We start from the raw sequence: 21493 nt of genomic DNA on the forward strand, positions 1-21493 counted from the left end.
CCGCCGAGCGCGTAGCGGCGTTGCGCCGCGCGAAAGCCTGGCCTTCGCTTAGAAGTCGTCGTCGTCCGGCTTGCGGCGATCCTTGCCGCTGCGGCGTTCGGCGTCCGTCCAGCCCTGGTTGCCCTGGCGGCGATCGCGGCCGGTCCGGCGGTCATTGGCGTTGGGGGCCAGGATATCGAGCGGCTCGGGCATGAGGTCGAGCGCGGAATCGACAACGATGGCAATGGCTTCGATATCGAGCGTGCCGTCGATATCGTATTCCTTGAAGCCGAAGCGTTCGTGGATGATGGGCGCGCGCGGAACGCCCGCTGCGGCCTGACGTTCGAGCTCGCCCACGATGGCCACCGCAATCCGCTGCTGCCGTTCTTTCATAATTCACTCCGTACGCGGATGTCCCGGGGAGTGAGCACTAGCCCCAAGCTGCTAAATTCCGCGGTGCTCAATCGATAAAATTTGAGACGATATTCGGGCAATCCAAAGGCGTCAGACAAGGAGGCCCGCCTCTCGCGCCGCGGTTTGGTAAGAGCGGCTGACGGGCAGGCGCACGCCGTCGGCCATCTCGAGAAGGATTTTGCCATCGAGGCGGACCACCGTGCAGACAGCGTCGAGCGCCACCCAGTGCGAGCGGTGGATCTGCAGCCCCGCCACCGGGGCCGTTTCGGCGATGGCATCGGAAAGACGCATGAGGATGAGGGCATGGCCCTTGTCGGTAACGACCTCTACGTAGTGGTCCTGCATCGACATATAGCGCAGCGCTCCGCGTTGCGGGAGCGCTAACCGCTTGAGAATGGCAGGTGGTGCCGGGCCTGTGGAAGCCTGGGGCTCAAAGCCCGCTTCCCGGTCCCCGCGCGGCGCGGTGTCCGAGAGCACAGTCAGCACCGAAACGCCCAGCGTGATGACGAAGCAGGAGAGCAGCAGCGAGCCGAAAGCCGCCGGGTCCGGCACGTCCTCGCCAAGGATGAGGATATTGATCAGCGCCACCGCCAGCGTCACCGGCATCGAGGCGATGGCGGCGAGGACCAGGACCAGCAGCGGCCGGTTGCTGATGATCGGCCGGGCGAAGCCCAGCGCCAGCATGGCGAAGAAGAGCCCGATGCCATAGGTCGCCAGCGCGATCACCGCCCAATAGCCGAGCCGGGCGGCGAGCGGGAGCTGGGCATAGGTGCCGAAGGGGCCGGTGAGGCTGAGCACGACGACAACCACCAGCAGGACGCCCAGCGCCCGGGGGTTCGAAAAGCTCAGCTTCATTTCACGAAGCGCGAATTGCAGGGGGCTGCTGTTCACGAAGCAGGTTCCGGAATTGACGCATCCGGGTTTGCCGTTCCCCAGGCGAGGCGTCAAGACCGCTCCGTCACCCGATGCCAGAGGGGCACGGCAAAGATGGAGTTCAAAATGCAGCAGCCTTCGCTTCTCGATATCCTCACCCACACGCCGAGCTGGGTCTGGGCCGTCCTGGTCCTGGTGATCTGGATCGGCCTGCGCCGCACCCGCGATCGCGACGTCAGCCCGAGCCGTCTCGTCCTCTTCCCGCTGATCATCGCCGGCCTCGCGGTCAGCAACATGGTCGGCAGCGGCTTCGGCGCCGCGCCCCTCGAAGGCCTGCTGCTCGGCGCGCTAACGGGCGTCTATGCCGCCTTCGTCCTCGAAAAGCGCAACGGCGCCATCAAGCTGCCCGATGGTAGGGTGCGGCTTGCCGGGGAATGGACCTCGCTGGCGGTCATCGTCGTGATCTTCCTCAGCCGCTACGTGACCACCGTCATCGGCACGGTCGATCCCGCTACCGCGGCAGGCGACGGCTTCCATTTCGTCACGGCTCTGCTTTCAGGCTTCTTCAGCGTCATGATGCTGGTGCGCACCGGGCTGCGGCTGCGCGTGGCGCTGGCCTGAGGGAGGGTGCGATGACGCTCGAACCGCTGCTTTCCGCCTCGCCCATCATCCAGATCCATGCCTATGCGGCAATTGCCGCCTTCATCCTGGGCGCCTGCGTGCTTTTCCGGCGCAAGGGCGATGCCCGGCACAAGGCCATGGGCCGGTTCTGGGTGGCGCTCATGGCCGTCGTCGCCGTCAGCTCGCTCTTCATCTGGGAGATCCGCACCTTTGGGCTCTTCAGCCCGATCCACATCCTGTCGCTGGTCACGCTCTACGGTCTCTACAAGGGCATCGGCCATGCCCGCGCCCGGCGGATCGCTCTGCATCGGCGCACCATGCAGGCGCTCTATCTGGGTGCGCTCGGCATAGCCGGCATCTTCACGCTCGCGCCGGGCCGGATCATGCATCGGGTCGTGTTCGGCGTCGACGCCGGCTTCCCGCTCAACCCGTTCGTGCTCGCCGCCGGCATCGCCCTTGCCCTTCTCGCCGGCTGGCTCGTGCTGCGCGCGCGAAGGTTACCGGAGGCCTGACCGGGAAGGGAAAATACGATGTTTTCTGGACATGCGGTCTTAAGGGGATGACCCTATAGAAAACCCATATGCGCCAGGACGGCGCTCTGGTTCGATAATGCTCAAAGAATTGCGCAACTGGTTCCAGATGCAGGATGGCATCGAGGACGGAACCACCGGGACCGATACGCTTCCCACAGGCCTCGCCGGCGCTTACCAGCCCGGTGCGTGCGGAACCGTAGCACCACCCCGATCGCTCAGTTTCATCGTTGATCCGGACGTCGCGTCTGCGCAGAGCCTTGCCGCTGTTTTATCGGCATCGGGCGTGGACGCCGCCATTTTCGCCAATGGCGAATCCCTTGCCGCAGGGTTGCGGCGTTCCACGCCCGAACTTGTTTTCCTGGATGTCACCACGCACGGCGAAGAAGCCATCGAGGCCCTGCACAGCATGGGCAATGGCCGGTTCGTGGGCGCGGTGCAATTGGTGGGCACACCATCCTCGCCCGTCGTCGATGCCGTGCGTCGCATGGGCGGGCTCCACGGGCTCGACATGCTCGAGCCGATTGCCAAACCTCTGATGCCCGGCATGGTCCGGCGGGTGCTGCGCGAGCAGAAGCTCATCGCGCCCGGCCAGGAGCCGCTGGTGGACCTGGGCGAAGCCCTCGCCAATGACTGGGTCGAGTTCTGGTATCAGCCCAAGATCGATCTCAAGAAGCGTCATGTCGCCGGCGTCGAGAGCTTCGTGCGCCTGCGCCATCCGCGCCTGGGCGTCCTCCAGCCCGCCGATTTCATGGCCGGCGCCACCGAAGACGAGATGATGATCCTGAGCGAAGGCGCGCTGGTTTCGGCCCTGCGCGCGGCGAGCAATTTCGCCCGGCTGGGCATCTCGCTCAAATTCGCCGTCAACCTTTCCGCGAAGGGGCTGCTGACGCTCCCCATCGCCCAGATAGTCCGTGAACTCGGACCCAAACACCACAATTGGCCAGGCCTGCTGCTGGACGTCACCGAAGCGCAGATCGATCAAAACCTGGCCGAAGTGCAGGCGGTGAGTCGGGGGCTCACCGCCTGCGGGGCACTTCTGGCCGTCGATGCCTTCAGCGGCGAATACCTGTCGCTGGCGACGCTCGGCCAGCTTCCCATTGCCGAGCTCAAGCTCGACGCGTCCCTCGTGGCCGATTGCGCGGTCGATCTCGATCGCTCCTCGACCTGCCGCACCGCCATCGCCATGGCCCACCGGCTCGGCTGCACAACGGTCGGAGCCGGCATGGAAAAGGCCGCCGACATGATGGTGCTGCAGGGCATGGGCTGCGATCTGGGCCAGGGTCATTTCTTCGGCCAGGCCATGCCCGAGGAGCGCCTCCTCGCCATGATGCAGCAGCGCGCCATGACCACGGCCTCGACCGCCAATCGCGCGCGGCCACCCGTCCGCCCGGCCGCGCCCCTGCGCGCCCGCTGGAGCTAGACGCCGGGCGCTGCCTGCCGCTATCACTTGGCGGCGGGAGAACGCTCATCCATGCCTCAGACTGACCACGACATCGTCATCGCCGGAGGCGGCTCGTCCGCCTGCGTTGCGGCCATGCGGCTCGTCCGCGACTATGGCCTGCGCGTCGCCATCATCGAGCGCGGACCGCGACGCACCGCGCGGCTGATGGCCATGCCGGCCGGCTACATGAAGTATCTGGGCCGCGACGATTTCCTCGAAATGCACCACACTTTGCCCCAGCCGCAACTGGGTGGACGCGGTCCCATCGTGCCGGTGGCCAAGGCCCTTGGTGGGGGCAGCGCGGTCAATGCCATGGTCTATATGCGCGGCCAAAAGGAAGACTATGACGGCTGGGCGCAATATCTGGGCAGCAACGATGCCTGGTCCTATGCCGACATGCTCGGCCACTTCAAGGGCATCGAGGCCAATAGCCGGTTCAACAACACTTACCACGGCATAGGCGGCAACCTGCGGGTCTCGGAGCCCGGCCATATCTGCGACACGACCGAGGATTTCCTGCTCGCCGCGCAGGGGCTCGGCCATGCCTACAATCCCGATTTCAACGGCCCGCGCCAGAACGGCGTCGGCATCATGCAGCACACCTATGGCCTGTGGAACGGCCGCAAGGAGCGCTCGGACGCGGCCAAGGCCTTCCTCGAGCCGCTGGCGCATGACGATCGCCTCACCGTCATCACCGACGCCCGCGTCGATCGCATCCTTCTGGACGATGCCGGCCGCGCCATCGGACTCGCCTATCGCCAGAACGGGGAGGAAAAGCAGATCCACGCCGCCCGCGAGGTCCTTGTCGCCTCGGGCACCTATAACAGCGCCAAGCTGATGATGCTTTCAGGTCTCGGCCCGGCCGACCACCTGCGTGAGCACGGCATCGCGGTGCGCGCCGACCTGCCCGGCGTCGGCCAGAACCTCCAGGACCATCACGAGGTCCCCGTCATCGCCACCACCCGCGGCAAATCGGGTTATTTCGGCGAGGACAAGGGCTGGCCGATGATCCGCAATGGCCTGCAATACCTGCTGTTCAATTCCGGCCCTGTGACCACTACCGGCATCGAAAGCTGCCTCTTCTACGATCCCGATGGCGGCGAGCGGCCGACGATCCAGCTCTATTGCGCGCCCATCGTCTATCTCGACCGCGACGTGTCCTCGGCCAAGCCGACCTATGGAGTAACTTTCACCTCATGCCTGCTGCGCCCCAAGGCGCGCGGCTCGGTGAGGCTCCGCTCGGCCGATCCGGCCGCCCAGCCCGTGGTCGATTGCAATTTCTTCGGCGATCCGGACGACCTTCGCCTGACGCTGGCTTCCCTGCGCCACGCTCGCCAGCTCCTCAAGACCGAGCCCTTCCGTTCCAAGATCGACGCTGAACTCCTGCCCGGCCCGGCGATCGAGGATGACGACAGCCTCGCCCGCTTCTGCGGCCAGACGGTCAAGACCAATTACCACCCCTCGGGCTCGCTCCGCATGGGGCCGGCGCATGATCCGATGGCGGTGGTCGATGCCGAGCTCAAGGTGCGCGGCGTCGAGGGCCTGCGCGTCATCGACTGCTCGATCATGCCCTTCATCCCTTCCGGCAACACCAACGCCCCGGCAATGGCCGTTGGCTCGAAAGCGGCGGACCTCGTCGGCGTCCGCTAGGGTCCGCACTCAATTGCACCGGTAGATGAGGTTGCGATGGCCGCCCCACCCACCGGACTTCCTCGGACTTGATCCGGGGCCCATTGCCATCCTCCACTCGAGTGGAGGTATCCGTGGGGGCCCCGGCTCTGCGGCCGGGGAAGTTCAGTGGTTGTGGCGCGGCAGACGGACAGCGCTTCCGTTGGAATCTGTCGGATGGGAAGATAGCGCTCTGCGAGCGCCGGGACTTATTGAGTACGGCCCCTAGCCGGGGATCACTCCTTGGCCTCGACCTCGCGCCAGAATTCTTCGAGCGTCGCCCGGAACTCCTCGGGCACGTCGAGATTGGCCACGTGCCCGCCCTTGGGCAGGTGCTTCACCCGGAAATCGGGATGTTCGGCCATGGCCTCGATCGTCGTCGGCAAGGCCCGGTTGACGGCATGGTCGAGCCCGCCGCGCATGAGGAGGATCGGTCCCTCATAACCCTGCGCATTGGCGATGAGATCGTAGCTGCGCACATTCGCACCCACGGCCTTGCCCGCCTTGGGCGAAAAGTCGCGCAGCACGCTGGCGATCAGCCGCTGCGCCTCGACATTGCTGGTCGTCGAGCGCGCCGTGAGCTCCGCCGCCAGCCGCGGCCCCAGCGCGCCATAGATCAGCGGCACGAGATGGGGCACGAAGGAGGGCAGGCCGAGCGTATAGGCCGTGCCATAGGTCGCAAGACTGCGGATGCGCTCCGGCTCCAGCCCCAGGATGGCCAGCGCCAGGATGCCGCCGAGCGAATTGCCGATCCAGTGCACTGGGCCAACTCCGGCATGGTCGAGCATCTCGATGAGATCGCGCGCCATGCGCTCGATGGAAAAGTCCTCGTCGCGCATGCTGTCCGGCGCGCCCGAGCGGCCGTGGCCGCGCAGGTCCGGCACCAGCACGCGCCAGCCCTTGCCGGCAAAATAGTCGGCATCGGCGCGGAACTGGATGCCCGCCGCTCCCAGCCCGTGGCAGAGGACGACCGGATCGCCCGTTTCCGGCCCCAGATCCTCATAGACGAAGGGGATGCCGTCGCCGGCCAGGAATGTCTTTTCCGTCATGCGCTTCCGATCAGGATACCGGCGGCGAAGACCATGGCGCCGCCCAGCACCACCTGTATCACGGCACGCCAGAACGGGGTGGACATAAAGCGGTTCTGGATGAAGGCGATGGCCCAGAGCTCGATCACCACCACGACCATGGCAATGAGCGTGGCGAGGTGGAAATTGGGGATGAGGTAGGGCAACGCGTGACCCAGCCCGCCGAGCGTCGTCATGACGCCGCAGGCCAGCCCGCGCTTGATGGGAGAACCGCGCCCGGTAAGCTTGCCGTCGTCGGCCGCCGCCTCGGTAAAGCCCATGGAGATACCCGCGCCCACCGCCGCGGCGAGGCCGACGAGGAAGGTCTGCGTCGTGTCGCCGGTGGCGAAGGCCGCGGCAAAGACCGGTGCCAGGGTCGAGACCGAGCCATCCATGAGCCCGGCCAGGCCCGGCTGCACATAGGTGAGCACGAACTGGCGGTGCTCCTCGTCCTTCTCCGTCTCGCGATTGCCTTCGGTGAGGTGCGTGGCCTCGAGCTGCTCGGCCTTGCGGGCATGGCCCTGCTCTTCAAGCGCAAGATCGCCCAGGAGCTTGCGCACGTCCGGGTCCTGCGCCCGCGTCATGGCCTCCTGGTAGAAGTGCTGGGCGCCGCGCTCCATTTCCCAGACGAGCTGGCGGGTGGCTTCGAGCGAGAGCGTGTTGGAGAGCCAGAGCGGCTTGCGCTGCAGGAAGCCGCGCACATGTTCGCGCCGGATCGGCACCAGCCGGTCGCCGAATCGCTGCTTGTAGAGGTCGAGGAGCCGGCGGCGATGCCCGCTTTCCTCCTCGGCCATACCCTCGAAGACCTTGGCGGAGGCGGGATAGGAGGGCTCCAGCTTCTCCGCGAGCGCCGAATAGATCTGGCCGTCCTCTTCCTCGGCGGCGATTGCCAGCGACAGAACCTCGCGTTCGGTCAGGGTTGCGAAGTCGCGTTTATGCGGCACGAGCCAGCGGGAAAACATGTTTTGGGCACCTCAATAGTTTAGAATAATTCTAAACAATGGCAGGAAACGAGGCAATGCCCTGCGGCCCAACGTTCGCCTGATTCCGGAACTAGGCTGCCTTGGACAACGTTTGTGGTGCGCGCCACTTTCGGTGTCTCGCGTCCTAAGGGGATGACCTCCACCCGGGGACACGAGAAAGGCGGCAGGGCTTACCCCTTGCCGCCTTTGCTCTATCTGCGCCCGGTTATGGGCAGGCAGGCTGCCATCTCGGCTTCGAGCCAGTCGCGGAACAGCCGAGCCGGCTTGCGCAGTCGCCGGCCGGCGGCGCTGACGAACCAATGGGCATATTCGCTTTCGACCCCGACCGGGAATGGCCGCACCAGTCGCCCCGTCGCCAGCGCGTCGACCATCAGCATATCCATCACCAGCAGCACCCCCTGCCCGGCCAGGGCCGCCTCATAGGCCAGCAGCGGATCGGTATAGGACGGCCCCGCCATCGTCGGCGCCTCGACGACGCCGGCCGCCGCCAGCCAGGCATCCCAGTTGAGCAGGGTCGATTCGTCACGGATGACCTGCACCCTCGCCAGATCGGCGGGTGTCGAGAGGCGCGCGGCGAGTTCGGGCGCGCAGAAGGGCGAATAATCGCGTCGGCCGAACAGCGACGCCTCGACGCCTGGCCAATGCCCCAGGCCGAAGCGCACGCCGCAATCGATGTCCTGCCGTCCGAGGTCGAGGAATTTCGAGGTCGCGACGAGTCGCAGCTCGATATCGGGATGTAGCGCGGCGAAGCGTCCGAGCCGCGGGACCAGCCAGAGCGAAGCGAACATCGAGCCCACCGTGATGGTGAGGCTGGTCTCCGCATCTGGCCTGAGGCCAGCCAGACCCGTCGCCAGATGATCGAAACCTTCGGTGAGGCGCGGGAGTTGATCGACAAGCTCGGGCGTCGGCACCAGCCCACGCGGCGTCCGCTCGAAAAGCTGGATGCCCAGCCGTTCCTCGGCCCGCCGGATGTGCTGGCTGACGGCGCCCGGGGTCACGCCAAGCTCCTCGGCCGCCGGCGACAATGCCCCGCGCCGCGCCACGATCTCGATGGCGCGTAGGGCGTTGAGCGGAATGAAGAACGGCGATGACATATAGATTTTCTAAAGCCTGGCGCAGTTCTTGTCCATTGAGACGAGCGGAATTGCGCGCAATCCTTACGCTTGACACGTTGAGTGGAGATTTCGAGATGTTCAAAATCTATAGCGCACTCGTCGCCTTCTTCCGCAGTCTGGCCGAACCGGCGCCCGCGCCCGACCCGATGGCATCCTTCACGCCCCGCGAATGGGCTGACCTGCCGGTCCACCACCCCTGGCTCGATCGCGGCTGATCATTGGCAGAGGCGCGCCGTGCAGGTCTTGCCATGGCAGCCATAGTCGAGGTGCAGGTGGTCGCGATGCAGCGCATTGGCCTCCGGGCCCAGTACGGTCATGAAGCTGGTGCAGGCCGCGTCATGGGCAAAGCGCACGATGGCCCGCCCGTCCTCGTCCGTCCCTGGCCAGCCCTTTTCGACGGTCACCGTGCGCCCGTCTTCCAGCGTGAAACCGACGACGTCGAGCGCATCGGCGAAGGCGTGTTCGGAAAGATCGGTATTGGCCTCGCCCGTCCGCCGGTCACGGCACATATAGGAGGTGCCGATATTGACCGCCGCAATCCGCGTATTCTCGTGCGCCGCCACATAGCCATCCACGGCCGATAGCCAGGCCGGCAGGGCCGAGGCCAGTTCGCAATTGATCGTCGGTTCGCCCGTCACCGGCACCATGCGACCGTTGGCGAGAATGGTCTCCAGCGCCAGCGGCGATTGCTCTCCGCATTGCCCTTCCGAGATCGGCGGCAGCATCCTGGCCGCCACCAGCCCGCCGATCACCGCCGGACAGGCCGTCTGGAAAACCCGTGGCGCCGTGGATTGCGCGGGCTTTTCCGCCTTGGCGGCAGGCTCCTCGTCCTTGGTGGACGGCTGCTGGATGGATGGCTCGGGGCGCGGGCGCGGCAGGGGCACGTCCTGTGCACTTGCTGCGACCGGCAAGAGCAACAGGGCAAGCGCCAGGATCGTCCTCATGGCAGGCAAACGCGTGACACGGCAAGTCGTTGCCACGGGCAACAGGTGACAAGCGCGAAGCCGGTGATATGTTTGGCCTTTGAGCGATGGGGTCCCAGACTGTTGAGGCAGATCATGCGGTGGCTTTCTCTCGTGCCGATTGCCCTCCTTGCGCTGATGACCGGCCCGGCGCTGGCGGCGGCGGAAACCGGCAAGGCTGTGGGCGTCGATCCGGATGCGGCGGCCAAGGGCCAGGGCGGCGACCGGACGCTGCTCGTCGGCTCGGATGTCGCCGTCGGGGAGACCGTGATCACCGATCGGCGCGGGCAGGTGCAGATCCTTTTCGAGGACCAGACCCGTCTCGTCGTCGGTCCCAGTTCCTCCCTTCTCATCGAGAAATACCTGCTGCGCGGCGACCAGACCGCCGGCAAGTTCGCCATTACTGCTCTTTCGGGCACGTTCCGCTTCGTCACCGGCAAGAGCCCCAAGGCCGCCTACGAGATCAAGACGCCGACCGCCACTATCGGCGTGCGCGGCACGGCCTTCGATTTCACCGTCGACCAGATGAACCTCACCACGCTCGTGCTCTTCCACGGCTCGGTGCTGATCTGCACGTCGGGCGGCGCCTGCACCACGCTCAATACCCGCTGCCAGGTCGGAGCCGCCGACCTTATGCAGTCGGTCGCGATCCGACCCCTGGCGAGCCTGCGCAGCCAGTTCCCCTATATCCGCTCGCAAAACGGCCTCATGTCCGCCTTCCGCGTGGACCAGGCCACCTCCTGCCTCCCCATCTCGTCGGAGCCGCCGGAAGCGGTAGGTGGCGGCAGTAACAATGAGACCGACACCACGCCCACTCCGACGCCGAACACCAATACGAACAATACCAACAACACGCCGCCATCGCCGAACAACCCGATCACCGGGGGACCGCCGGGTTCGACGCCATAGTGCAGCAGCGACGGATAGTTTCGCGTCCCCATGAGAAGTAGCAGGTTCGCCCCGACCATCTTCGGACTGGCGCTGGTTCTGATGCTGGCGGCGATCCGCCTTGCTGACCCGCTGCCGCTCCAGATGATGCGCGACGCGGCCTTCGACCTCTACCAGCGCCTCGCACCGCGCGAGGCGGTCAACCTGCCGGTGCGGATCGTCGATATCGACGACGCGGCAATCGACGCCGTGGGCCAATGGCCCTGGTCGCGCCACGTCTTTGCCAGCCTCACCGACAGGCTCACGGATATGGGCGCTGCCGCCATAGGCTTTGACGTGCTCTTCGCCGAGCCCGACCGCCTGTCGCCCGACAATATTGCCAGCACGATCCCGAGCTTTGCCGGCGCAGACCTTCCCGATTACGACGCCGAGTTCGCCGCGGCCCTTGCCCGCGGCCCCACCATCCTCGGCTTTTCCCGCTCGCCCACCGGCCGCTCGTTCCCGCAGGAGCCCAAGGGCGGCTTTGCGCTGAGCGGCACCGATCCGCGTCCCGCCATTCCCAGCGTCGACAAGGCCGTCGTGCCCCTTCCAGAGCTGGGCGACGCTGCCTCGGGCCTTGGCGGGCTCAGCCTCACGCCCAGCGAATCCGTCGCTGTCGTCCGCCGCGCGCCGCTCCTCTGGACGGCGAACGGCAAGGTCTTTCCTGCGCTCTCGGTCGAGGCGCTGCGGATCGCGCAGGGCGAGGATAATGTGGTGGTGCTGGGCGAAACCTCGGCGCCCTTCGTCGAGAGCCTGCGCGTCGGCCAGCTCGACGTGCCGACCACTCCTGATGGCGGCCTCTGGCTCTATTACCGGCACCTGACGCCCGATCTCACCATCTCGGCCGAGGACATCCTCGGCCCCAATTACCGCGACCAGGAAGAGGCCATCGACGGCAATATCGTCCTGATCGGCTCCTCGGCCTCGGGCCTCAACGACATGCGCGGCACCCCGCTCGAGGACATGCCCGGCGTCGCCATCCACGCCCAGGCCATCGAGCAGATGATGACCGGCAAGTTTCTCACCCGCTCGGACTGGGTGCAGGCCATCGAGGTCATCGCCTTCGTCGCCCTGGGCGCCAGCCTCGTTTTCGGCGTGCTCTGGTCGGGACCCACGGTCGGCCTCGTCATCGGCCTTGCCACCGCTGCCGGTCTTCTGGCCTTCTGCTGGTCGATGTTCCGTGGCCCCGGCATCCTCATCGATCCCGGTTTCCCGCTGCTCGGCGCCAGCATCGTCTATTTCGCCATGATCTTTGCGCGCTACGCCACCACCGATGCCGACCGCCGCAAGCTGCGGCGCGCCTTCGGCCATTACGTGGCGCCCACGCTCCTCGCCCAGATCGAAGCCAGCGGCGCCAAGCTGCAGCTCGGCGGGGAGATGCGCGACATGAGCGTGCTCTTCACGGACCTGCGCGGCTTCACGCCGCTGAGCGAAACCCTGCCCCCGCCCGAACTCCTCAACGTCCTCAATACGCTTTTCGGCGCTCTGGGCGAATGCGTGACGGCGGAAATGGGCACGATAGACAAGTTCGTCGGCGACAGCCTCATGGCCTTCTGGAATGCGCCCGTCGACGTTTCCGACCACGCGCTCCATGCCTGCCGCACGGCGCTTGCCATGCGCGAGACCTTGAGCCGCCTCAACCAGCACGACGCCTTTGCGCTCAGCACCAATCCGGTAGCCAGGACTCTGCGCATCGGCACCGGCATCGCCACCGGCGATGCGCTGGTCGGCAATATGGGCCTCAAGACCCGCTTCGATTATTCCTGCATCGGGGAAACGGTAAACCTCGCCTCGCGCCTCGAAGGCGTCTCCAAGCTTGTCGGCTACGACATCGTCGTCGCCCGCGAGACCCGCGAGCAGGCGGGCGCCCTCGCCTTCCTTCCCGCCGGCGCGGTGGAGGTGCGGGGCTTCAGCGAAAGGGTCGAGATATTCATCCTCGTCGGTGGCCCCGAACTCGCCGCCAGCAGTGCCTTCGCGGAGCTATCCGAACTGCACCGCGCCCGCGACTGGCCCGCCTGCGCGAAGCTGGCGGCGGAGATCGAACCGGGCCTCGCGCACTTCTACGAGGAAGCCGCCAAACGCCCTGCGGATTTCGCGGCGCTCTAGAAACTAAAGCTACAGCGGCAGCGGCCCGTCGTTCTTCACCTCTTCCATCACCGCATAGGTTCGCGTCTCGCGCACACCCGGCAGCGACAGCAGCACGTCGCCGAGGAAGCGCCGGTAGGCCATCATGTCGGGCAGCCGCGTCTTGAGGAGATAGTCGAACCCGCCCGCCACCATGTGGCATTCGAGTACTTCGGGCGCCTGCCGCACCGCCTTGGCGAACTTGTCGAAGACATCGGGCGTGGTCTTGTCGAGCAGCACCTCGACGAAGACCAGCAGTCCGTAGCCCAACAGGTCCGGGTCGAGCCGGGCGGCGTAGCCCTTGATGTAGCCGAGCTTGTGGAGGCGCTTGACCCGATCGCTCATCGAGGTCGGCGCCAGGCCGATGCGCTGGGCCAGTTCGGCGTTGGAGATGCGTCCGTCGAGCTGCAATTCCATGAGGATGCGGCGGTCTGTTTGGTCAATACCCGTCATTGTCACGCCAATGTAATATTCATGCCGTTGAAACTACGGATAGTGCCGCCAATCTGCAATAGCGTTACGCCGCAACGATCCTATGCTCGCCGTCAGCGCGGCGGATAGGACGCCGCAACGCAAAAAGGCTATAAAACCAAGATGTCCGCTCGCCCGTTCGCGAACTACGATCCGGCCCCCGCGGAGCGCTCCCCGCTCCGCCAGAAGATTTCCGCTGCCTATACGCGTCCCGAGACGGAAGCCCTGCCCGATCTCATCGCGCAGGCGACGCTCCCGCCCGAGACGGTAGCCTGGGCGCGCAACACGGCCCGCAAGCTGGTAACGGCCATTCGCGGCAAGAAGAATGGCGGCGGCGTCGAGGCCCTCATCCAGGAATACGCGCTCTCGTCCGAGGAAGGCGTGGCCCTCATGTGCCTAGCCGAAGCCCTGCTGCGCATTCCCGACAACGCCACCCGCGATGCCCTCATCCGCGACAAGATCTCGACCGGCAACTGGCGCAACCATCTCGGCGGCGATCGCTCGCTCTTCGTCAATGCCGCGACCTGGGGGCTCGTCGTCACCGGCCGGCTCACCACGCCCGTGGTCGAAACCGGCCTCGGCAATGCCCTGACCCGCCTCATCGCGCGGGGCGGCGAGCCGATCATCCGCACGAGCGTCGATGTCGCCATGCGCATGATGGGCGAGCAGTTCGTCACCGGCCAGACCATCAAGGAAGCCCTCGAAAAGGCCCGGAAGATGGAAGCCAAGGGCTTCCAGTATTCCTATGACATGCTGGGCGAAGCGGCCGCCACCGCGGCCGACGCCGACCGCTATTACAAGGATTACGAGACGGCCATCAACGCCATCGGCAAGGCCAATGCCGGCCGCGGCCCCTATGGCGGCCCGGGCATCTCGATCAAGCTCTCGGCGCTCCATCCGCGCTATGAGCGCACCAAGTACGAGCGGGTGATGGAAGAGCTCCTGCCCCGCCTCATCAAGCTCGCCGTCCTCGCCAAGTCCTACAATATCGGCCTCAACATCGATGCCGAGGAAGCGCGCCGCCTCGAAATCTCGCTCGACCTTATGGAAGCCATGAGCTTCGATCCCGCCCTCGACGGCTGGAACGGGCTCGGCTTCGTGGTGCAGGCCTATGGCAAGCGCTGCCCCTTCGTCATCGACTATCTCATCGATCTCGCCCGGCGCTCCAAGCGCCGCATGATGGTGCGCCTCGTCAAGGGCGCCTATTGGGACAGCGAGATCAAGCAGGCCCAGGTCGATGGCCTCGCCGACTATCCGGTCTATACCCGCAAGGTCTATACCGACGTCTCCTACCTCGCCTGCGCGAAGAAGCTGCTCGGCGCGCCCGACGCCATCTTCCCGCAATTCGCCACGCACAACGCCCAGACGCTCGCCACCATCTACCAGATGGCCGGCCCCGATTTCGAAATCGGCCGCTACGAGTTCCAGTGCCTCCACGGCATGGGCGAGCCGCTCTATGAGGAAGTCGTCGGCAAGGACAAGCTCGATCGCCCGTGCCGCATCTATGCGCCGGTCGGCAGCCACGAGACGCTTCTCGCCTATCTCGTCCGTCGTCTGCTCGAAAACGGCGCCAACTCGTCCTTCGTCAACCAGATCGCCGATCCGGACTATCCGATCGACGAGCTGATCGGCGATCCGGTTGCCAAGGCCGCCGCCATCTTCCCGGTCGGCTCGATGCACTCCAGGCTCAAGCTGCCGCGCGATATCCTGGGCGCCCGCAAGAATTCGGCCGGCCTCAATCTCTCCAACGAAAACGACCTCAAGGCCATCGAGAAGGCCTTCGGCCGCATCAGGACCGCGACGGGCAACGGCCTGCCGGTGACGAACCCCGCCGATCGCTCCGACGTCGTCGGTCACGTCACCTATGCCGAGCCCGGCGAAATCGAGGCGGCCTTCGCCGCCACTGCCAAGGGTGGTCCGGCCTGGGCTGCGCTCGGCGCCGAAAAGCGCGCCGCGATCCTGCGTCGCGCCGGCGATATCATGGAAGAACGCCTGCCCGACCTTCTGGGCATCGTCATCCGCGAGGCCGGCAAGTCGACGCAGAACGCCATCGCCGAAGTGCGCGAAGCCATCGACTTCCTGCGCTACTACGCCGATGAGGCCAGGGACGACGCCGCCCCGCTCGGCACCGTCGTCTGTATCAGCCCGTGGAACTTCCCGCTCGCCATCTTCACCGGCCAGGTGACGGCGGCGCTGGCCGCCGGCAATGCCGTGGTCTGCAAGCCGGCCGAGGAAACCCCGCTCATCGCTACCGAGGGCGTGCGCATCCTCCACGAGGCCGGCGTGCCTGCCGATGTCCTAAGGCTCGTCATCGGCGACGGCCCGGTGGGCGCGGCCCTTGTCGGCCACAAGGATACCCATGGCGTTGTCTTCACCGGTTCGGTGGAAGTGGCCCAGCTCATCCAGAAGCAGCTTGCCGAAAAGCAGCTGCCCGATGGCCGTCCGGTTCCGCTTATCGCCGAGACCGGCGGGCAGAACGCCATGATCGTCGATTCCTCGGCCCTGCCCGAGCAGGTGGTCGCCGACGTCCTGACTTCGGCTTTCGACAGTGCCGGCCAGCGCTGCTCGGCCCTGCGCATCCTCTGCCTCCAGGACGATATCGCCGACCACACCCTCAAGATGATCAAGGGCGGCCTTGACGAACTGGCGCTCGCCAATCCGCAATTCCTCGCCACCGATATCGGCCCGGTCATCACCGAGGAAGCGCGTGACCGCATCAATGGGCATATCGAGGCCATGAAGGGCAAGGGCCATGCCGTGAGCCAGCTGCCGCTCCATGCCGATGCCGGCAAGGGTACGTTCGTCGCCCCGACCATCATCGAGCTCAACTCGGTGTCCGAGCTCGCCGGCGAAGTCTTCGGCCCCGTCCTCCACGTCGTGCGCTTCAAGCGCGCCGGGCTCCACAAACTCATCAACGAGATCAATGCGCTCGGCTACGGCCTTACCTTCGGCCTCCACACCCGGATCGACGAGACCATCCAGGACGTGACCTCGCGGATCGAAGTCGGCAACGTCTATATCAACCGCAACATCATCGGCGCGGTGGTGGGCGTCCAGCCCTTCGGCGGCCATGGCCTGTCGGGCACCGGCCCCAAGGCCGGCGGCCCGCTCTACATGCGCCGCATGGTGCTCGATGCGCCCGTGCTCAAGGGCGGCAAGCCCGGCAAGGAGATCGAGGCCTATCGGCACTGGCTGGTGGCGGAGGGCCGTGCGGACGTCGCCGGCATCGTCGCCAATTACGCGGCGACCAACCTCAACGGCGCGCCCGAATTCCTCGCCGGCCCGGTGGGTGAAGAGAACAGCTACGGCACCAAGCCGCGCGGCACCATCGCCCTCGTCCCGGCCACCGAGGAAGGCCTGCTGATCCAGCTCGGCGCCGTCCTCGCCACGGGCAACAAGGCTCGCGTGGTCGGCGGCGGCGACGTCGACAAGGTGCTCGACAAGCTGCCGACGATCCTCGGAACCTTCGTCAGCGCCGGCACCGATCTCAAGGGCGCCGTCGGCGTTCTCGTCGAGGGCGATGCCGAGAAGATCCGGCAGGTCTCGCGCGAGGCGGCAACGCTCGAAGGGCCGGTCGTGCTGGTCCAGGGCGCCAGCACCCGGGGGCTCGCCGAAGGCACGCAGGTCTACAATCTCGACCTTCTGGTGCTGGAAGTCTCGACCAGCATCAACACCGCCGCAGCAGGCGGCAATGCCTCGCTGATGACCATCGGCTGATAGCATCTTCGGGGGCGGGCCCGCGGTCCGCCCCCTCTCGTTTCGCTCCCCCGTTGGCGCTTGCGCAAAAGCGCGTTAAAAACACTTTCGTCACAGCGGCTTGTGAGGGGTGATGCGCCATGGATGACGTGCTGGCTTTGCTCGAAGGGATGCCGATCGCCACGTTCAAGTCGGGCGAGGCGCTCCTGACCGAGGGCGTGCGGGAAAGCAGGCTCTACATTCTGATCGACGGCGAGGTGGAAGTGATCCGCCGCGACACCCTGGTCAGCCACGTGGACGAGCCCGGCTCGATCTTCGGGGAGATGTCCGTCCTGCTCGACCAGCCGCACAGCGCCACCGTGCAGGCCCTCTCGCCGGTCAGGGCCTATCAGGTCGATGACGCCATCAAGTTCCTCGAGGCCCATCCCGAGCTCTCGCTGATCCTCGCCACCCTGCTCGCCCGCCGGCTCTACTACACGACGTCTTACCTCGTGGATCTCCAGCAGCAGGCCCAGGGCAAGCGCGAGGACCTCGACATCGTCGACAACATCCTCTCCAGCCTCACCGGCCGCCCGAGGGCGAAGAAGCGGGCCTGAGCCGGCTTATCCACCCCACCTCGAACCCGGCTAGACTCCCGGGAGCCACGCGCTCCCGCGCCTGCCGCTGCCATTTTTCGAGGAGAGGGAAACACCCCGGAAGGACATTTTCCGAATTTGCACCAAACCACGCAAAAACCCGCGCAGGATTGCCAAACATTACCCGAAATTGAGTCAAAATTTAACGATTTGAGGATGCCTCACGGGCGCATCTTCGTTATTTATCAATAACTTAACGCAAAACGAGGCGGGATAAAACCCGCAAAAAAGATCACAAAACCTCAAATCGCTGACTCCAGCCTTCGCTGGAGCGCAGCAATCGTGTTGGTGAACGGGCATCCGCTCCCTAATACCCGCGCGAAAAATCCACCACGTTCACCAGCGGCTTGCCGGCCTCGTGATCCTTGAGGATGCGGCTGAAATAGCTCACGCCCGTCCGCTCGTTGGAGATCGCGGCGATGTGGGGGGTGATGTAGCAGTTGGGGATATCCCAGAGCGGGCTCTCGGCCGGCAGCGGCTCGACCTCGAAGACGTCGAGGCTCGCTGCGCCCAGGGTGCCGTCGCGGAGCGCCCTGGCGATATCGGCTTCCTTCTGGTGGCCGCCGCGGGCGCCGTTGACGACTACCGGGCCGCCGTCGAGCTTGCGGCGCAGCTTGCTGAAGGTCTCGTAGTTGAGGATGCCCTGCGTTTCCGGGGTCAGCGGCAGCAGGTTGACGAGGATGTCGGTGCCGCCGAGGAAGGCGTCGAACTGCGCCTCGCCGACAAAGCCTTCCACGCCCCCGACGCTCCTGGGCGAACGGCTCCAGCTGCGCAGGGTGAAGCCGAGCGCCTTGAGCCGTTCGGCGGCGTGCTGGCCCAGCACGCCCATGCCCATGATGCCGACCACGCTTTCGGAGGCGGCGGGCGGATAGAGCTGCACCCAGCGCCGCGCCTTCTGGTCGGCCTGGTAGCGGGTGAAGAGCCGGTGATGCATGGTGACCTGCGCCACCACGTAGTCCGTCATCTTCTGGCTGAGGTCTTCATCGATGAACCGCACCATCGGCACGTCGCGCGGCAGCTTGGGATGGCGCAGCAGCGCATCGACGCCGGCGCCCAGCGACAGCACGGCCTTGAGGTTGGTCAGGCCGTCGAAGGCATCGGGCTTGGGCTTCCAAACGAAGATGTAGCGGATGTCGGCCGGGTCGAAATCGTCGCCGCGCCGCACCACCGGATAATCGCCCAGCGCCTCGCGGAACTTGAGCGCCCAATTGGCTTCGTCGACGTCGGACAGGTGCAGCAGCAGCATGTGGTGGATGGTCCCCTCAAAAACCACGAGCCGCACCCCGGGGGGCGCGGCTCGATGAAAACGGCAAGTCTCGAAGAGACCTTAATTGGTGGCGGCGGGAGCGGCCGGAGCGGTCTCGGTCGCCGGAGCCTGCGTGGCGGGCGCAGCCGGAGTTTCGGTTGCTGCCGGGGCAGGCGTCTCGGTGGCGGCGGGAGCCGGAGTTTCGGTCGCGGCCGGAGCCGGGGTTTCGGCAGCCGGAGCGGCCGGGGCCGGGGTCTCGGTCGCAGCAGGTGCTGCCGGCTGGGCGGCAGGAGCCTCGGCAGCCGGGGCGCCGGCGGCCGGAGCTTCGGCGGCAGGGGCCGGAGCGGCGTCAGGAGCCGGGAACGGCACGGGCGAAGCGGAGAGCGTCTGCAGGTAGGCCAGGATGTTGGCGCGATCCTTGGCTTCCTTGTCGCCCGAATAGCTCATCTTGGTGCCCGGGGTGAAGCCCTTCGGGTTGGTCAGGAAAGCGTTGAGGTTCTCGAAGCTCCAGACGTCGCCCTTGGCGTGGTGCTCTTCCATGCCGGCGGAATAGGTATAGCCCTCGTGGCTGCCGATCGGACGGCCGACGACACCGAACAGGTTCGGGCCGGTCTTGTTCGGGCCGCCTTCGGAGAAGTCGTGGCAGGACTGGCACTTCTTGACGGCAGCGGCGCCCGCAGTGGCGTCGGCGGCGGCGAGCAGCGTACCCAGCGAGACTTCGGGCTCGGCTGTGGCGGCAGCGCCGCCGGCGGCTTCACCGGCTGCCGGTTCCGGCAGGGCGTAGCCCGGGCCACGTTCTTCGATGGGATGATAGATCGCCTCGGCCAGGAAACCGGTTGCCATCACGAACAGCAGCGTTCCAAGAACGGCGCCGGCGATCTTGTTGAATTGAAACGAATCCATTGCGGGCTCTCTATAGGTTTTCCGCCGGTATAAACGATTGGCGGCACACCTCAAGAGCCCGTTGGATAGTAACGCGTCTCAAGCCCTGTCCCGCAGCGGGCGGACCATAGTATTATCCCCCGAGGGAAGCAACCGCCTAGCCGTCCATTTCGGGGCTTTGGCGGCGGCAAGATTGACTTGAGGACTGCGCGGCGTAAATAGAGCGCGCAAACGAGCTCAGAGTCTTTCGATGTCACAGAAAATCGCGTTCCAGGGTGAACCCGGGGCTTTCAGCCACGCGGCCTCCCATGCCTTGTTCCCCCAGGGTGAGGCGGTTCCCTGCGTGACCTTCGAGGACACGATCAGCGCCGTACAGAGCGGCGCCGCCGATTTCGGCGTGGTCCCGGTCGAAAACTCCCTCTACGGGCGCATCACCGACATCTACAACCTCCTGCCGCAGAGCGGTCTGCACATCATCGGCGAGCACTACCTGCGCGTCGAGATGAACCTGCTCGGCGTCAAGGGCGCGCGGCTGGAAGACGTCAAATCCGTGCAATCGCTGGTGGTGGCGCTCGGCCAGTGCCGCACCTTCATCCGCGAGCACAAGCTCAAGACCATCAATGGCGGCGATACTGCCGGGTCCGCCCGCGAAGTGGCGCTGGCCGGCGACAAGTCGGTGGCCGCTATCGCCTCGCGCTATGCCGCCGAAGTCTATGGCCTCGATATCCTGGCCGAGAACATCGAGGACGCCGCGCACAACACCACGCGCTTCCTCGTCGTCTCGCCCACCCCACAGGTGCCGGCGCCCGATGGCAACAAGATCAAGACTACTTTCGTCTTCCGCGTGCGCAACGTCCCGGCGGCCCTTTTCAAGGCCATGGGCGGCTTTGCGACCAACGGGGTCAACATGACCAAGCTCGAAAGCTACATGCTCGACGGCTCGTTCACCGCCACCCAGTTCTACGCCGACATCGAAGGCCATCCGAGTGACCGCTCGGTCCAGCTCGCCTTCGAAGAGCTGCAGTTCTTCACCGACGAATTCCGCGTCCTGGGCGTCTACCCCTCCGCGAAGGTCGCTTCGTAAGCCAGGTTAAGCCGCTTTCTCGAAGAACGCCCCGATATACCGCGCCACCTCGGCGCTGTCCGATTTCCGCTCGACCGAGGCAATCGCTGCATCGACGACCGCGTCGGGCGCCTTGCCCCGCCGCAGCTCGGCCAGCGCCAGCGTATAGTCGTCATCGAATTCCGGATGAGGCTGGAAGCTGAGCGCAGCGCCGTTCCGGTAGGCCAGCCCGGCATTGGGGGTAAAGTCGGAGGCCAGGATAACCTCGGCCTCTGCCGGGGGAACGATGACCTGGTCCTGGTGCGAGCAGGCGACGGCGAGCAGGTCCGGCGCGCCGTTCATGAAGGCCGGCCGCTGGCGCACGCCATAGACGTGCCGCCCCAATCCCCAGCCCTTTTCCGACTTGCGCACATCACCACCCAGCGCGTCGGCCATGATCTGGTGGCCGAAGCAGACGCCCAGCATCGGCGTGCGCAGGTCATAGGCGTTGCGGATGAAGCCGCGCAGCGGCTCGAGCCAGGCATGGTCTTCATAGACCCCGGCGGCCGAGCCGGTGATGACGATGCCATCGAGCGAAGCTGCATCGGGCATGGGTGCGCTGTCGAAGACCGGAACGGTCTCGAAGGCGAAGTCGTGACCGGCCCGGGCGAACATGCGCTCGAACATGGCGGGATAGGGACCGAAATCCTGGCGGAGGCTCACCGGCACTTCGCCGGTCTGAATGATCGTGATCTTCATGGCAGTCATCGAGATGGAGCGCTTTCGTCCTAAAGCCAAGCCCTGCCCGCCGCAA

At 65.9% G+C, this 21493-nt stretch carries 20 protein-coding genes; 10 read left to right on the forward strand and 10 right to left on the reverse strand.

The features are described from left to right. Nucleotides 1-48: 48 nt before the first annotated feature. On the reverse strand, nt 49-372 hold the full coding sequence (locus JNE37_RS06400) for a hypothetical protein (protein WP_035036645.1): 324 nt from the start codon (nt 370-372) through the stop codon (nt 49-51). A gap of 111 nt (nt 373-483) precedes the next feature. Further along, entirely contained in the window at nt 484-1284 is an 801-nt protein-coding gene (locus JNE37_RS06405; RefSeq protein ID WP_203065702.1) for a LytTR family DNA-binding domain-containing protein, read from the reverse strand. 108 nt (nt 1285-1392) lie between these two features. On the opposite strand from JNE37_RS06405, the gene JNE37_RS06410 reads away from it, so the two are divergent. The 4 genes from JNE37_RS06410 (at nt 1393) to JNE37_RS06425 (ending at nt 5511) form a co-directional block, all read left to right on the forward strand. Next, nucleotides 1393-1887 (forward strand): DUF6622 family protein, encoded by a 495-nt coding sequence (locus JNE37_RS06410; protein ID WP_203065703.1) that lies wholly within the window; start codon nt 1393-1395, stop codon nt 1885-1887. An 11-nt stretch (nt 1888-1898) separates the two neighbouring features. Further along, entirely contained in the window at nt 1899-2399 is a 501-nt protein-coding gene (locus tag JNE37_RS06415; protein WP_203065704.1) for a DUF2306 domain-containing protein, read from the forward strand. Between the two features lie 97 nt (nt 2400-2496). Then, a complete protein-coding gene (locus JNE37_RS06420; RefSeq protein WP_203065705.1) occupies nt 2497-3840 on the forward strand; it encodes an EAL domain-containing response regulator in 1344 nt (447 codons plus the stop codon). 51 nt (nt 3841-3891) lie between these two features. Beyond that, on the forward strand, nt 3892-5511 hold the full coding sequence (locus JNE37_RS06425; protein WP_203065706.1) for a GMC family oxidoreductase: 1620 nt from the start codon (nt 3892-3894) through the stop codon (nt 5509-5511). A 254-nt stretch (nt 5512-5765) separates the two neighbouring features. On the opposite strand, the gene JNE37_RS06430 is transcribed toward JNE37_RS06425, so the two are convergent. The 3 genes from JNE37_RS06430 to JNE37_RS06440 form a co-directional block, all read right to left on the reverse strand. Beyond that, entirely contained in the window at nt 5766-6578 is an 813-nt protein-coding gene (locus JNE37_RS06430) for an alpha/beta fold hydrolase (RefSeq protein WP_203065707.1), read from the reverse strand. After that, the gene (gene mbfA, locus JNE37_RS06435) at nt 6575-7558 is read right to left on the reverse strand and encodes an iron exporter MbfA (protein ID WP_203065708.1); all 984 of its coding nucleotides are present in this window, start codon (nt 7556-7558) and stop codon (nt 6575-6577) included. The genes JNE37_RS06430 and mbfA overlap by 4 nt, the downstream gene beginning before the upstream one ends. Before the next feature lie 212 nt (nt 7559-7770). Beyond that, on the reverse strand, nt 7771-8673 hold the full coding sequence (locus tag JNE37_RS06440; RefSeq protein ID WP_203065709.1) for a LysR substrate-binding domain-containing protein: 903 nt from the start codon (nt 8671-8673) through the stop codon (nt 7771-7773). Between the two features lie 95 nt (nt 8674-8768). Here JNE37_RS06440 and JNE37_RS06445 point away from each other — a divergent pair, with 95 nt between their 5' ends. Next, complete coding sequence (locus JNE37_RS06445; RefSeq protein WP_156046460.1) at nt 8769-8909, forward strand: hypothetical protein; 141 nt, start codon at nt 8769-8771, stop codon at nt 8907-8909. Here JNE37_RS06445 and JNE37_RS06450 read toward each other — a convergent pair whose 3' ends face one another. After that, nucleotides 8910-9638 carry an extensin-like domain-containing protein gene (locus JNE37_RS06450; protein WP_203065710.1) on the reverse strand — a complete coding sequence of 243 codons (729 nt, stop codon included), beginning with the start codon at nt 9636-9638 and terminating at the stop codon, nt 8910-8912. It abuts the gene before it with no gap. Between the two features lie 114 nt (nt 9639-9752). Between JNE37_RS06450 and JNE37_RS06455 the strand changes: the two genes are divergently transcribed. After that, nucleotides 9753-10565, forward strand: a complete 813-nt coding sequence (locus JNE37_RS06455) for a FecR family protein (RefSeq protein ID WP_203065711.1) — start codon at nt 9753-9755, stop codon at nt 10563-10565. Nucleotides 10566-10595: 30 nt separating this feature from the next. Continuing rightward, nucleotides 10596-12689, forward strand: coding sequence for a CHASE2 domain-containing protein (locus JNE37_RS06460; protein ID WP_203065712.1), 2094 nt, complete (start codon nt 10596-10598; stop codon nt 12687-12689). Nucleotides 12690-12698: 9 nt separating this feature from the next. Here JNE37_RS06460 and JNE37_RS06465 read toward each other — a convergent pair whose 3' ends face one another. Beyond that, a complete protein-coding gene (locus JNE37_RS06465) occupies nt 12699-13160 on the reverse strand; it encodes an Lrp/AsnC ligand binding domain-containing protein (protein ID WP_035036664.1) in 462 nt (153 codons plus the stop codon). 141 nt (nt 13161-13301) lie between these two features. On the opposite strand from JNE37_RS06465, the gene putA reads away from it, so the two are divergent. Beyond that, a complete protein-coding gene (gene putA, locus JNE37_RS06470; RefSeq protein WP_203065713.1) occupies nt 13302-16895 on the forward strand; it encodes a trifunctional transcriptional regulator/proline dehydrogenase/L-glutamate gamma-semialdehyde dehydrogenase in 3594 nt (1197 codons plus the stop codon). A 119-nt stretch (nt 16896-17014) separates the two neighbouring features. Continuing rightward, entirely contained in the window at nt 17015-17470 is a 456-nt protein-coding gene (locus JNE37_RS06475) for a Crp/Fnr family transcriptional regulator (protein WP_182398611.1), read from the forward strand. A gap of 346 nt (nt 17471-17816) precedes the next feature. Here JNE37_RS06475 and JNE37_RS06480 read toward each other — a convergent pair whose 3' ends face one another. Continuing rightward, nucleotides 17817-18782, reverse strand: a complete 966-nt coding sequence (locus JNE37_RS06480; RefSeq protein ID WP_203065714.1) for a 2-hydroxyacid dehydrogenase — start codon at nt 18780-18782, stop codon at nt 17817-17819. A 54-nt stretch (nt 18783-18836) separates the two neighbouring features. Then, nucleotides 18837-19658, reverse strand: coding sequence for a c-type cytochrome (locus JNE37_RS06485; protein WP_203065715.1), 822 nt, complete (start codon nt 19656-19658; stop codon nt 18837-18839). 229 nt (nt 19659-19887) lie between these two features. Between JNE37_RS06485 and JNE37_RS06490 the strand changes: the two genes are divergently transcribed. Then, the gene (locus JNE37_RS06490) at nt 19888-20721 is read left to right on the forward strand and encodes a prephenate dehydratase (RefSeq protein WP_035036674.1); all 834 of its coding nucleotides are present in this window, start codon (nt 19888-19890) and stop codon (nt 20719-20721) included. A gap of 6 nt (nt 20722-20727) precedes the next feature. Here JNE37_RS06490 and JNE37_RS06495 read toward each other — a convergent pair whose 3' ends face one another. After that, nucleotides 20728-21438, reverse strand: a complete 711-nt coding sequence (locus JNE37_RS06495) for a type 1 glutamine amidotransferase (RefSeq protein ID WP_203065716.1) — start codon at nt 21436-21438, stop codon at nt 20728-20730. Between the last annotated feature and the right edge of the window lie 55 nt (nt 21439-21493).

The organism is Paradevosia shaoguanensis (genome assembly GCF_016801025.1).
Taxonomy (GTDB): Bacteria; Pseudomonadota; Alphaproteobacteria; order Rhizobiales; family Devosiaceae; genus Paradevosia; species Paradevosia shaoguanensis.